At 66.0% G+C, this 13,238-nt stretch carries 13 protein-coding genes; 11 read left to right on the top strand and 2 right to left on the bottom strand.

All coding sequences use genetic code 11. The features are described from left to right. The first annotated feature begins 14 nt into the window (after positions 1–14). The 11 genes from flgC (at position 15) to flgL (ending at position 12,038) form a co-directional block, all read left to right on the top strand. Complete coding sequence (gene flgC / locus G5S35_RS14030) at positions 15–440, top strand: flagellar basal body rod protein FlgC (protein WP_065065615.1); 426 nt, start codon at positions 15–17, stop codon at positions 438–440. Between the two features lie 196 nt (positions 441–636). Then, complete coding sequence (locus G5S35_RS14025; protein WP_080180625.1) at positions 637–1,293, top strand: flagellar hook assembly protein FlgD; 657 nt, start codon at positions 637–639, stop codon at positions 1,291–1,293. A gap of 23 nt (positions 1,294–1,316) precedes the next feature. Beyond that, positions 1,317–2,552 (top strand): flagellar hook protein FlgE, encoded by a 1,236-nt coding sequence (flgE, locus tag G5S35_RS14020; RefSeq protein ID WP_065065617.1) that lies wholly within the window; start codon positions 1,317–1,319, stop codon positions 2,550–2,552. A gap of 32 nt (positions 2,553–2,584) precedes the next feature. Continuing rightward, the gene (gene flgF, locus G5S35_RS14015; RefSeq protein WP_065065618.1) at positions 2,585–3,343 is read left to right on the top strand and encodes a flagellar basal-body rod protein FlgF; all 759 of its coding nucleotides are present in this window, start codon (positions 2,585–2,587) and stop codon (positions 3,341–3,343) included. A gap of 54 nt (positions 3,344–3,397) precedes the next feature. After that, on the top strand, positions 3,398–4,186 hold the full coding sequence (gene flgG / locus G5S35_RS14010; RefSeq protein WP_065065619.1) for a flagellar basal-body rod protein FlgG: 789 nt from the start codon (positions 3,398–3,400) through the stop codon (positions 4,184–4,186). Positions 4,187–4,251: 65 nt separating this feature from the next. Then, positions 4,252–4,965: a flagellar basal body L-ring protein FlgH gene (gene flgH, locus G5S35_RS14005; RefSeq protein ID WP_080180613.1), complete on the top strand. Its 714-nt coding sequence runs from the start codon at positions 4,252–4,254 to the stop codon at positions 4,963–4,965. After that, positions 4,959–6,158 carry a flagellar basal body P-ring protein FlgI gene (locus tag G5S35_RS14000; protein WP_065065620.1) on the top strand — a complete coding sequence of 400 codons (1,200 nt, stop codon included), beginning with the start codon at positions 4,959–4,961 and terminating at the stop codon, positions 6,156–6,158. Before flgH ends, G5S35_RS14000 begins: the two co-directional genes overlap by 7 nt. Positions 6,159–6,169: 11 nt before the next feature. Further along, the gene (gene flgJ / locus G5S35_RS13995; RefSeq protein ID WP_065065621.1) at positions 6,170–7,186 is read left to right on the top strand and encodes a flagellar assembly peptidoglycan hydrolase FlgJ; all 1,017 of its coding nucleotides are present in this window, start codon (positions 6,170–6,172) and stop codon (positions 7,184–7,186) included. Between the two features lie 422 nt (positions 7,187–7,608). Then, positions 7,609–8,364 carry a flagellar brake protein gene (locus G5S35_RS13990; protein WP_065065622.1) on the top strand — a complete coding sequence of 252 codons (756 nt, stop codon included), beginning with the start codon at positions 7,609–7,611 and terminating at the stop codon, positions 8,362–8,364. Between the two features lie 423 nt (positions 8,365–8,787). Beyond that, positions 8,788–10,785 (top strand): flagellar hook-associated protein FlgK, encoded by a 1,998-nt coding sequence (gene flgK / locus G5S35_RS13985; RefSeq protein ID WP_074982798.1) that lies wholly within the window; start codon positions 8,788–8,790, stop codon positions 10,783–10,785. An 11-nt stretch (positions 10,786–10,796) separates the two neighbouring features. Continuing rightward, positions 10,797–12,038 (top strand): flagellar hook-associated protein FlgL, encoded by a 1,242-nt coding sequence (gene flgL / locus G5S35_RS13980; RefSeq protein ID WP_065065625.1) that lies wholly within the window; start codon positions 10,797–10,799, stop codon positions 12,036–12,038. A gap of 98 nt (positions 12,039–12,136) precedes the next feature. Here flgL and fliR read toward each other — a convergent pair whose 3' ends face one another. After that, positions 12,137–12,928: a flagellar biosynthetic protein FliR gene (gene fliR / locus G5S35_RS13975; protein ID WP_065065626.1), complete on the bottom strand. Its 792-nt coding sequence runs from the start codon at positions 12,926–12,928 to the stop codon at positions 12,137–12,139. Between the two features lie 37 nt (positions 12,929–12,965). Next, complete coding sequence (gene fliQ, locus G5S35_RS13970) at positions 12,966–13,235, bottom strand: flagellar biosynthesis protein FliQ (protein WP_065065627.1); 270 nt, start codon at positions 13,233–13,235, stop codon at positions 12,966–12,968. Between the last annotated feature and the right edge of the window lie 3 nt (positions 13,236–13,238).

The following is a 13,238-nucleotide window of genomic DNA, read 5'->3' as shown; positions in this document are numbered from 1 at the left end:
AGGTCACCGAAACCATGCCATCCCTGATGAATATCTTCAGCGTTGCCGGGTCCGCCATGTCGGCGGAATCGCAGCGCCTGAACGTGACGGCGTCCAACCTCGCCAACGCGGACAGCACGACCGGCCCGGACGGCCAGCCCTACAAGGCCAAGCAGGTTGTGTTCGCGGTCGATCCGCTCGGCGGCGCGCGCAGCGCGTCCGGTCAGCAGGTGGGCGGCGTGAAGGTGACGGGCGTGATCGACGACCCGACGCCGATGAAGCAGACCTACGACCCGGACAACCCCTCCGCCAACGCGGACGGCTACGTGACCATGCCGAACGTGGACCCGGTTCAGGAGATGGTGAACATGATCTCGGCGTCGCGCTCGTATCAGGCGAACATCGAGACGCTGAACACCGCGAAGACGCTGATGCTCAAGACGCTCACGATCGGTACGTAACGAAGCGCACAGCAAAGGCACGCAGGAAGACCCCTGAAACAGGCGTCCGACGCCGCGGCGAAAGCGGCGCGAGACTACACCACACACCACACGCTACCCAGTTTAGCCGGGCGTATCCGAGGAGAACGCGTTGACTTCCAGCAGCACCACCATCGGCGGCAGCTCCGCCACCGTGTCGCAAAGCCTGCTCGACACCATGAACGGCACGTCGTCGAGCTCGTCGACGTCCTCGTCGAGCGGCACGAGCGGCACCAGCGGCAGCGATCTGCAAAACACTTTCCTGCAACTGCTCGTCGCGCAGCTCAAGAACCAGGATCCGACCGATCCGATGGACAGCTCGCAGATGACTTCGCAGCTCGCCCAGATCAACACCGTCTCGGGCATCGCGAACCTGAACACCTCGCTGACGTCGCTGTCGACGCAGCTGTCGGCGGGCCAGAACGCCCAGGCCGCGCTGCTGATCGGCTCGACGGTGCTGGCCTCGGGCACGACCGCGACGGTGTCGAGCGGCTCGGCGCCGCAGCTCGGCGTGCAGCTCACGTCGGCGGCGTCCGACGTCAAGCTCACGATCACGAACTCCGCGGGCAAGGTCGTCAACACGCTCGACCTCGGCGCGCAGTCGGCCGGCACCGTGCCGATCACCTGGAACGGCACGGACGCCTCGGGCGCCACGGTCGCGGACGGCGATTACACGGTCAGCGCCAGCGCCACCATCAACGGTCAGGCGGCCACCGCCACCGCGCTCGTCGCGAGCAAGGTGCAGGCCGTCATCCAGCAGACGGATGGCACCGCGAGCCTGTCGCTCGCCAATGGCAAGACGGTCGCGCTCTCGAGCGTGGCCGGCATTCTCTAAACGACATCGCGGAGTAGAAACTCATGGGCTACCAGCAAGGTTTGAGCGGCCTCGCCGCTTCGTCGAACGATCTCGACGTGATCGGCAACAACATCGCCAACGCCAATACCGTCGGCTTCAAGCAGAGCACGGCGCAGTTCGCCGACGTCTACGCGAACACCATCGCGACCTCGGTCAACACGCAGATCGGTCTGGGCGCGGCGCTCTCCGAAGTGCAGCAGAACTTCTCGCAGGGCACGATCACCACGACCGGCCAGGCGCTCGACGTCGCCATCAACGGCAACGGCTTCTTCCAGATGTCGAACAACGGCACCGTCACGTACTCGCGTAACGGCGTGTTCCAGCTCAACAAGAGCGGCTACATCACCGACGCGGCCGGCAACGACCTGATGGGCTACGCCGCCGACAGCACCGGCGTCGTGAACACCGCGCAAACGGTGCCGATCCAGGTGCCGACGACCAACATCGCGCCGGTCACGACCAGCAACATCACGGCGCAGGTCAACCTGAACGCGCAATCGACCACGCCGACCGCGACGCCGTTCTCGGAAACCGACTCGAACACGTACAACTACTCGACCTCGGTCACGGCGTACGACTCGCTCGGCGGCAAGCAGCAGGTCAACATGTACTTCGTGAAGGACGCGACGAGCGGCCAGTGGGACGTCTACGCGGGCACCACGGGCAACGCCACGGAAATCGGCACGATGACCTACGACTCGTCGGGCAACCTGACGGGCACGACCGACGCCGCGGGCGTCGCGACCACGCTGGGCCAGCTCTCGCTCACGATCAACCCGACCGACGGCTCGGCGACCAACCAGAAGATCACGCTCGACGTCACCGGCTCGACGCAGTACGGCAGCGCCAACGGCGTGAACAACCTGGACCAGGACGGTTACCCGAGCGGCACGCTGTCGAACTTCTCGATCGGCGCCGACGGCACCATCACGGGCAACTACTCGAACGGCCAGACAATGACGCTCGGCCAGATCGTGCTCGCCAACTTCAACAACCCGAACGGCCTGCAGAACCTCGGCGGCAACCAGTTCGCCGCGACCTCGGCGTCGGGCGTCGCGCAGGTTTCCGTGCCGGGCAGCACCAACCACGGCACGCTCACGGGCGGCGCGGTGGAGTCGTCGAACGTCGACCTGACGAACCAGCTCGTCGACCTGATCACGGCGCAGCGCAACTATCAGGCGAACGCACAGACCATCAAGACGCAGCAGACCGTCGACCAGACGCTGCTGCAGATGTAAGCGCGCCACGCCATTAACGCACCGGGCACATCATGGACCGACTGATCTATACCGCGATGACGGGCGCGAGCCAGGCGCTCGAGCAGCAAGCCGTCGTCGCGAACAACCTGGCGAACGTCTCGACCACGGGCTTTCGCGCGCAGCTCGCGAATTTCCGCTCCGTGCCGATGTCGTTCGGCGACGGCTCGACCGTCAACGACTCGACCACGCGCACCTTCGTGCTCTCGGCGACGCCTGGCTCCGACATGACGCCCGGTGCAATCTCGCGCACCGGCAATCCGCTCGATATCGCGGTGCAGGGCAACGGCTTCATCGCCGTGCAGACCGCCGACGGCAATGAGGCGTACACGCGAGCCGGCAACCTGCACGTCGACGAAAACGGCCAGCTCGTCACGGCCAACAACCTGCAGGTGATCGGCGGCGGCGGCCCGATCGCGGTGCCGCCCGGTTCGGCGGTCACGATCGGCTCGGACGGCACGGTATCGGCAATCGCCCCGGGCAGCCCGGCGAGCGCCATCGCCATGATCGACCAGATCAAGTTCGTGAACCCGCCCGCCGGCGCGCTCACGCGCGGCGACGACGGCCTGTTTCACACCGGCGACGGCAATCCGGCCGACGCGGACCAGTCGGTCCAGGTCGCGACGGAATCGCTCGAAGGCAGCAACGTCAATCCGGTGGCCGCGATGGTCTCGATGATCACCAACGCCCGGCAGTTCCAGATGCAGACGAAGCTCTTGCAGAACGCCGACCAGAACGAGCAGTCGGCGAACCAGCTGCTCAACTTCAGCTAAGACATTTAAAGGCCGCAGGCTCTACCGCAGACGCCGCGCCGGGAGAAATACACCGTGAACCGATCGCTCTACATCGCCGCCACCGGCATGAACGCCCAGCAGGCGCAGATGGACGTGATCTCGAATAACCTCGCGAACGTGAGCACCAATGGCTTCAAGGGCTCGCGCGCGGTGTTCGAGGACCTCATGTACCAGACGCTGCGTCAACCGGGCGCGAACTCCACGCAGACCACCGAACTGCCCTCGGGCAGCCAGGTCGGCACCGGCGTGCAGCAGGTCGCGACCGAGCGCCTCTACACGCAGGGCAACCTGCAGCAGACCGGCAATTCGAAGGACGTGGCGATCAACGGCGCGGGCTTCTTCCAGGTGCAGATGCCCGACGGCACGACGCAGTACACGCGCGACGGTTCGTTCCAGACCAACTCGCAGGGCCAGCTCGTGACGTCGAGCGGCTACCAGGTGATCCCGGCGATCACGGTGCCGGCCAACGCCACCTCGCTGACCATCGGCAGCGACGGCGTGGTGACGATCACGACGCCGGGCTCGGCGAACGCGACGACCATCGGCTCGCTGCAACTCGCCATGTTCATCAACCCGACCGGCCTGCAGTCGAACGGCCAGAATCTCGCGTCGGAAACGGCTTCGTCGGGCGCGCCCACGGTCACCACGCCGGGCCTGAACGGCTCGGGCTCGCTCAATCAGGGCTACGTGGAATCGTCGAACGTGAACGTGGTGCAGGAACTCGTGAACATGATCGAGACGCAGCGCGCATACGAAATCAACAGCAAGGCGGTCACGACGTCCGACCAGATGCTGCAGACGCTGAGCCAGATGCAGGTCTGATGACCGCGGCACAGCGTTCAGGAAACCGGTAGCAACAGTAATTCGGAATCGAAGTGGTGAGGAGCATGGGCCAGTCCGTTCAATTCAACTCTCGCGCCTGCGCGCGGCGTCAGGCGATGCGTGTCGCCGTGGCGGCGGCCGCGCTCGCTGCGCTGGCGGGCTGCGCCTATATCCCCAACCGGCAGCCGATCGTGCAGCAGCCGATGACGGCATTGCCGCCGGCGCCGCCCGTCAACAGCTCGCCGGGCTCGATCTACAACCCGGGCTACGTGGGCCGTCCGTTGTTCGAGGATCAGCGTCCGCGCAACACCGGCGACATCCTCACCATCGTCATTTCCGAAAACATCAACGCGACGAAGTCCTCGGGCGCCAACACCAAGCGCGGCGGCAGCACGGCCTTCAACGTGCCGACCGCGGGCTTCGCGCCGGGCTTCTTCTCGCGCGCGAACCTCTCGGCCACGGGCGCGAACCAGTTCGACGCGACGGGCGGCGCGAACGCGTCCAACACGTTCACGGGCGTGATCACCGTGACGGTGACGAACGTGCTGCCCAACGGCAACCTGGTGGTGTCGGGCGAAAAGCAGATGCTCATCAACCAGGGCAACGAGTACGTGCGCTTCTCGGGCGTCGTGAATCCGAACACTGTTGCCGGAGACAACTCCGTGCTCTCGACCGACGTCGCCGACGCGAAGATCGAATACTCCGCGAAGGGCGTGATCGACGAAGCCGAGACGATGGGCTGGCTGCAACGCTTTTTCCTGAATCTCGCACCATGGTGAAGATCCGTTTCCAGCGCACGCGCCGCTCGCGCGTGAAAGACCTGCTGGCCGCCTTCGGCGTCGCGGCCGGTTTCGTGTTCGCGTGCGGTGCGCTGCTCGCGTACGCCACGCCCGCGCGCGCCGAACGCGTGAAGGACCTCGTGACCTTCGCCGGCGTGCGCGACAACCCGCTGATCGGCTATGGCCTCGTGGTGGGTCTCGACGGCACGGGCGACCAGACGACGCAGGCGCCGTTCACGACGCAGACGCTCGCGAACATGCTCGCGAACCTCGGCATCTCGATCAACAACACGTCGAGTTCGTCGGGCTCCTCGCAGACGCTGAACAACATGCAGCTCAAGAACGTCGCGGCGGTGATCGTCACGGCGACGCTGCCGCCGTTCGCGCGTCCCGGCGAGCAGATCGACGTGACGGTGTCGTCGCTCGCGAACGCCAAGAGCATTCGCGGCGGCACGCTGCTGCTCACGCCGCTCAAGGGCGCGGACGGCCAGGTCTACGCGCTCGCGCAGGGCAACGTGGCGGTGGGCGGCGCGGGCGCGTCGGCCAACGGCAGCCGCGTGCAGGTGAACCAGCTCGCGGCCGGCCGCATCTCGGCGGGCGCGACGGTCGAGCGCGCCGTGCCCTCGCCGGTCGCGCAGCAGGGCGGCATCCTGCAGATGGAAGTCAACGACATGGACTACGACACGACGCAGCGCATCGTGGCGGCCGTCAACAACCTGTTCGGCGACGGTACGGCGGCGGCCGTCGACGGCCGCACGATCCAGGTGCGCGGCCCGAGCGATCCGGCCTCGCAGGTGGGTTTCATCGCGCAGATCCAGAATCTCGATGTGCGCCCCGCGCAACCGGCGGCGAAGGTGATTCTCAACGCGCGGACCGGCTCGATCGTGATGAACCAGATGGTCACGCTCGAAAGCTGCGCGGTCGCGCACGGCAATCTCTCGGTGGTCGTCAACACGCAGACGGCCGTGAGCCAGCCGGGTGCGCTCTCGAACGGGCAGACCGTAGCGGCGCGGCAGTCGCAGATCCAGCTCAAGCAGGATAATGGCTCGCTCAAACTGGTCACGGCGGGCGCGAATCTCGCGGAAGTCGTGAAGGCGCTCAACGCGCTTGGCGCAACGCCGGCGGATCTGATGTCGATCCTCCAGGCGATGAAGGCGGCGGGCGCTTTGCGTGCCGACCTCGAAATTATCTAAGGACGTGAAGAATGGATAACTCGAATATCGGCGGCAGCAGCGGTAACAGCGGCCTCGACCTGACCAATCGCTTCGCGCTGGACGTGCAGGGCTTCGACGCCATGCGCGCCGCCGCCAACGCCTCGCCGCAGCAGGGCGTGAAGGCCGCCGCGAAGCAGTTCGACGCCGTCTTCACGCAGATGATGCTCAAGAGCATGCGCGATGCGACGCCCGACGACGGTCCGCTCGACTCCAAGGACGGCGCGCAGTTCACGTCGATGATGGATCAGCAGCTCGCGCAGCAGATGTCGAACAAGGGCGTCGGCGTCGCGAACGCGATGATCAAGCAGCTCATGCGCAGCATGGGCGGCCAGGGCGGCATGGATGGCGCGAGCGGTTCGAGCGGCGCGGGCGGCATCGCCAGCGCGATGCAGGGCCTTTCGGGTTCGGGCGGCAGCGGCAGCGAAGGCAACCTCGCGATGCTCAACGCGCTCGGCCGCGCCTACGGCAACGCGGCCGCCAACGGCGCGCTCGGCAAGGGCCAGGGCTGGGACGCGAACAGCGCGCTCACGCCAGCCGTGCGCGGCAACGGCGACGACAAGGTCGACGCCTTCGTCAACAAGCTCGCCACCGGCGCGCAGCAGGCGAGCGCGACGACCGGCATTCCGGCGCGCTTCATCGTCGGCCAGGCGGCGCTGGAGTCGGGCTGGGGCAAGCGCGAGATCATGAAGGCGGACGGCAGCACGAGCCACAACGTGTTCGGCATCAAGGCGACCAAGGACTGGACCGGCAAGACCGTCACGACCATGACGACCGAATACGTGCACGGCAAGCCGCAGCGCGTGGCGGAGAAGTTCCGCGCCTACGACTCGTACGAAGAGGCGATGACCGACTACGCGAGCATGCTCAAGAACAATCCGCGCTACGCCTCGGTGATCAACGGCTCGCACAGCGCCGAGAGCTTCGCGCACGGCATGCAGCGCGCCGGTTATGCGACCGATCCGCACTACGCGAAGAAGCTGCTGTCGATCATGCAGCAGATGGTCTGATCGGCGGCAAACGGTCTGGCGATTCTCACGCGCGCGGGCGGCGTCACCGGCCCGCACTGTCTTGACCGGCCGCGTTTCCTGTGCGTTTCCCGTGCACTTCTCGCGGCCGTTTTCATCGGATTTCACGGTTTTTTCGCACATTCGTCCGGCTGCGATCGCATAACGCGCGTTAGCGTCATGCAAACGTTCCCTCGCCGACGATAACCGCACAATGCGCGCACGTTGAGCGACGATCCGCGCGCCAATTGCGCCGAACTGTGCGCCGCAACACAGTTTTTTTGTGGGCGCCCCCTAAATTTCCTCGTTCGTCTGCCGCTAATGCAGGCGAGATCGAAAAGATTCAGGGGCGGCAGAACCGCCCGGACGGCGCACGACGGGCTCTCCGACGTGCGCCGGCATCTCCACGAAATTCCGGCAGGCCGATGAATACCGTTCAGTCGAATCAACAGGAAGCCTCCGAGGGCGAAGTCACCGACTTTGGCCGGCGCAATCCGCTGGAAGTCGGGGTGCAGTTGCGCAACCTCGCCAACCGGGGCGATTTCCTCACCTTGCAATATCGCGGCGGCCAACTGGTCACGCGCATTCTCGACGTCGACACGCGCGAGCGTACCTTCACGTTCGACTGGGGCGCGTTGCCCGAGCAGAACGCCGAAGTGCTGGCGGCGCAGGAATGTCAGTTCCACGCTTCGCCCGACGGCGTGCGCGTGGAGTTTTCCACGGGCGCACCGCGCGAGACCACGTTCGAAGGGCGGCCGGCGTTCGTCGCCGGTTTCCCCGACGTGCTGTTCTACGTGCAGCGGCGCGAGTATTTCCGCGTCGATACGCCGGTGCTCGAGCCGTGCCTGTGCCGCGGCGCGCTGCCCGCGGACGGCCTGCGTTTCCAGTTCGAAGTGCACGATCTGTCGCTCGGCGGCATCGGTCTGCGCACGACCGATCCGCGCGCGGCCGAATTCGAAATGGGCTTGACGATCCGCGACGTGGAGCTCGATCTGCGCTCGCACGGCACGCTGCGCGTCGATCTGGCGCTGGCCGTGCTGCGCTTCATCGATCTGCCGAACGGCGACCGCCGCTATCACCTGGGCTTCCGCTTCGACGCGCTGCCCGGTGCGTCGGAAAACAGCCTGCAGCGCTATATCACGCAGCTCGAAATGAAGCGGCGCGCGTTCCAGCGCGCCTGATGCGTCCACGGCGCGCCGGAGCTTTCGCGCGCGCCGTGTCCGTCTCGCCGCAGCGTTGCGGCAGCCGTATCGGAATACACCGTTGAAACGGGCCGCGAACAGGCCTGAAAGCGCGCCTGAAAAGCGCCAGTGCAAGACGTGGCGAGCCACGGCAAGCCGCTTCGCGCCAGTCGTTTCGGACTGCCGGACGTTGTTGCGCGTTACCGCTTCTTGCATCACGTTGCCGCATGCCGCGATCGCCGCTGCGCATGCCTCGCGCATCGTCCTGCCCGCGCGCGTTTCGCCGCTATTCCGGGCAAACGTTTTCTCCGCGAAATTCCCGATCCTTACGCTTAATTTTCGCCTCGCGCTGCCGTTATAAAAGGGGTTCACCCACGCGGCCCGAGCGATCAACGTCTCGACGGCCGTTCACGAGGATCATGCATGTCCAACATTTTCTCGATCGGCCTGAGCGGCTTGCAGGCGGCCCAGATCGGTATCGCCACTGCTGGCGAGAACATCAGCAATTCGTCTACCGCGGGTTACAACGTGGAAAACGCGGTGTTTACCGAGGCGAACGGGCAAAATTCGGGCAGCGGCTACATCGGCGCCGGCGTCAACACGGCCACGGTGCAGCGCGCCTATAGCCAGTACATCACGACGTCGCTGAACAACGCGCAGTCGACCAACAGCGCGCTGACGGCGTCGTACACGCTCGCGACCCAGCTCTCGAACCTCGTGGGCAGCCCGACGTCGGGCATCGCATCGTCGATCACGGGTTTCTTCTCGGGTCTGCAGGACGTGTCGAATTCGCCGGCCAGCACGGCGACGCGCCAGACCGCGCTGTCCGACGCGCAGTCGCTCGCCGACCAGATCAACGCGGCCGGCCAGCAGTACGACTCGCTGCGCCAGAGCGTGAACACGCAGCTTTCGAACGCCGTTTCGCAGATCAACACCTACACGCAGCAGATCGCGCAGCTCAACACGCAGATCGCCACGGCGAGCGCGTCGGGCCAGCAGCCGAACCAGCTCCTCGACCAGCGCGACCTCGCGGTGTCGAATCTGTCGCAGCTCGTGGGCGTGCAGGTCGTACAGAACAGCAGCGGCTACAGCCTGTTCCTCGGCAACGGCCAGCCGCTCGTGGTCAGCGGCCAGAACTACAACCTGACGACGCAGCCGTCGAGCACCAATCCGACCGAAATGACGGTGGCCTGGCAAGGTCTGCCGGGCTCGACCACCGCCGCGCAGCCGCTCACCAGCGCGGCGCTGCAAGGCGGCACGGTGGGCGGCCTCGTGTCGTTCGTGCAGGGCACGCTCGATCCGGCCGAAGCGCAGCTTGGCGCGATCGCGACCAGCTTCGCCGCGCAGGTCAACGCGCAGAACGCGCTGGGCCTCACGCAAGGCGGCACGGCGGGCGGCGACCTGTTCACGGTCGGCGCGCCGGTCGTCACGGGCAATCTGAACAACACGGGCAACGCCACGGTGGCGGCCTCGCTCACGAACGCCGTGAGCCCGCCGACCGACAACTTCGCGGTCTCGTATTCGAGCGGCACCTGGACGCTGACCGACACCACGACCAACACGGTCGTCGGTTCGTCGACCACGCAGCCGAGCACGACGAGCCCGCTCACGGGCGGCGGCCTGTCGGTCACGACCACGGGCACGATGGCCGACGGCGATTCGTTCTCGATCCAGCCGACGGCGGGCGCGCTCGACACCTTCTCGGTGGCGACGAGCGATCCCTCGGCGATCGCAGCGGCTTCGCCCGTGCTGGTGTCGGCGCCGACCACCAACACCGGCACGGCCGTGGTGACGCAGGGCGCGGTGACCTCGGGCTACACGATCGCTTCGACGCCGACCACGCTCACCTACGATTCGACGCTGGGCACGCTCTCGGGCTTCTCGCCGAACTCGACGGTCACCGTGACGGTGCCGGGCTCCAGCACGCCGACGACCTACACGATCGACGCGACCGGCACGACCACGATTCCGTACGACTCGACGACGGGCGCGACCATCGCGATCTCGTCGGCGACGACGGGCGACATGAACAACGTGAGCTTCACGCTCACCGGCGCGCCCGCGAACGGCGACACCTTCACCATCGCGCAGAATTCCGGCGCGGCGCAGGACGGCCGCAACGCGCTGGCGATGGCGAACCTGACCTCGGGCACGGCGTTCAGCAATTCGCAGACGCTCACCAACGCGTACTCGAACTACGTGAACTCGATCGGCAATACGGCGAGCCAGTTGAAGGCGTCGAGCACCTCGCAGACCTCGCTCGTCACGCAGCTCACCTCGCAGCAGCAGTCGGTGCAGGGCGTGAACCTCGACGAAGAAGCGGCGAACCTGCTGCAATACCAGCAGCTCTATCAGGCCAACAGCAAGGTGATCCAGACGGCGGCGTCGCTGTTCCAGACCCTGATCGGCATTTTCCAGTGAGGCGCTGAACCATGCGTATCGCGACTTCCCAGATCTACAGCTCCAGCGTGGCGACGATGGAGAACCAGCAGTCCCAGTTGCTCAACGTGCAGCAGCAGATTTCGACCGGCGTCGCCATTGCGAACCCGGCCGACAATCCGCTCGGCGCGGCGCAGGCCGTGCAGCTCTCGGCGACCGGCGCGACGCTCACGCAGTACGCGTCGAACCAGACCGCCGCGCTCTCGTCGCTGCAGCTCGAAGACTCCACGCTGTCGAGCGTGACGACCACGCTGCAAAGCATCAACCAGCAACTGCAGTCGGCGGTGAACGGCGGTCTCAACGACTCCGACCGCCAGGCGCTCGCGCAGCAGCTGCAAGGCGAACGCAACCAGTTGCTCACGCTCGCCAACACCACGGACGGTCAGGGCAACTACCTGTTCTCGGGCTTCCAGAGCACCACGGCCGTGTTCGCGAACAAGAGCGGCGGCGGCGTGGTCTACAACGGCGACAGCGGCCAGCGCACGATCCAGGTGGCCGGTTCGCGCACGATCGCGATCAGCGACACGGGCTCGTCGGTGTTCCAGAGCGTCTCGGCGGTCGGCTCGTCGGCCGTGCCGCGCGGCAACCCGGCGAACACCGGCACGGGCGTGATCGGCGGCGTGACGGTGACGGACACCACGCAGGCGACCAACAACCACGATCTGTCGATCGAGTTCAGCGACGCGAGCGGCTCGCTCACCTATTCGGTGCTCGACAATTCGACGTCGCCCGCCACGACGCTGTCGTCGAATCAGGCTTACACGGACGGCCAGGCGATCAGCCTCGGCACCGGCATGAACGTGACGATCACGGGCACGCCCGCGAGCGGCGACAACTTCTCGATCACGCCCGCCACGGACTCGCAGAACAGCGACATGTTCGCGAGCATCGACGCCGCCATCGCCGCGCTGCAAACGCCGGTCACGGGCGACCTCGCCGCGAAGGCCACGCTCACGAATGCGCTGACGACCGCGCTGACCTCGGTCGGCAACTCGCTGTCGAACGTCATCACGACGCAGGCTTCGGTGGGCGGCCGCGAGCAGGAAGTGAAGGCGCTCCAAGCCGTCACGTCGACGAACTCGCTGCAAACGACGTCGAACCTCAGCGACCTGACGAGCACCGACATGACCGCGGCGATCTCGCAGTACGAGCAGATTTCGAACGCGCTGTCGGCTTCGCAGAAGAGCTTCGCGGCCACGCAGAATCTCTCGCTGTTCCAGTACATCAACCCGTAACACCTTCGGGTTGTTCGATGCAAAAAAACGGCGGTGCGCGAGAAGCGCACCGCCGTTTTTTCATGCCCGATATCAGCGGAAAAGCGCCGCGACGAAAGCTACGGCACCGGCTTGAGCGCGGCCGCCACGCGGCCCATCTGCTCCAGCCCGCCGTCGATCAGGCGCGCGAAATAAGGAATCATGTTCGGCGTCATCGCCATGATCAGCAGCATGCCGACGAGCATGGTGATCGCGAAGCCGATCTGGAAGATACCGATCTGCGGCGCGGCGCGGTTGAGAATGCCGAGCGACAGATTGGTGATGAGCAGCGCCACCACCACGGGCAGCGAGAGCAGCAAGCCCGCGTTGAACACCGTCGCGCCCCAGTTCGCGAGCAGCCGGTAGCCGTTCGCGGAAAGCACGTTGGCCGAGATCGGCACGCTGGTGAAGGTCTGCATGAGCGCGGCGATCATCTGCAGATGGCCGTCGAAGGCGAGAAACGCGAGCATCGCCATCATGTTGAGCCACGACGACAGCGCGGGCGTGCTGCTGTTGGCCTGCGGATCGAAGAACGAGGCGAAGCCGAGGCCCATGCCGAGACCCATCAGGTCGCCGGCAGCCGTCACGACGGCGAACACCATCTGCATGACGAAGCCGAGCGCGATGCCGATCATGAACTGATTGACGAGAATCCACACGCCTTCGGCCGAAAACACCGTGGTCTGCGGCATCGCGCCGAGCGTGGGCGCGACGATCAGCGTGATGAACGCGCCGAGGCCGATCTTCACGCGCATCGGCACCGAGCGGTGGCCGACGATCGGCGCGACCGCGATCAGCGCGAGAATGCGCGTGAACGGCCAGAGAAACGCGGTGAGCCAGCCATTGAGCTGCGCGTAGGTGACGGTGAACATCGTGAGGAATGCGCGGCGGCGCCCGGCTGGGCGCGCCTCAGCCCGCGAGCGACGGAATGCTCGTGAACATCTGATGCATGTAGTCGAGCATGGTGGTCAGCATCCACGGACCGGCGATCACCAGCGTGACCGCGATCGCGATGAGCTTCGGAATGAACGAGAGCGTGCTTTCGTTGATCTGCGTGGCGGCCTGGAACAGGCTCACGATGAGACCCACGGCGAGCGAGACGAGCAAGAGCGGCGCGGCCAGCAGCAGGGCGACGTACATCGCCTGATGCGAGAGCGTCATGACCATTTCGGGCGTCATCGT

It is taken from the genome of Paraburkholderia tropica (assembly GCF_014171495.1).
In the GTDB taxonomy this organism is placed as follows: domain Bacteria; phylum Pseudomonadota; class Gammaproteobacteria; order Burkholderiales; family Burkholderiaceae; genus Paraburkholderia; species Paraburkholderia tropica.
Note: the sequence above shows the minus strand (reverse complement) of the source record. Positions and strands in the feature narration are given on the sequence as shown.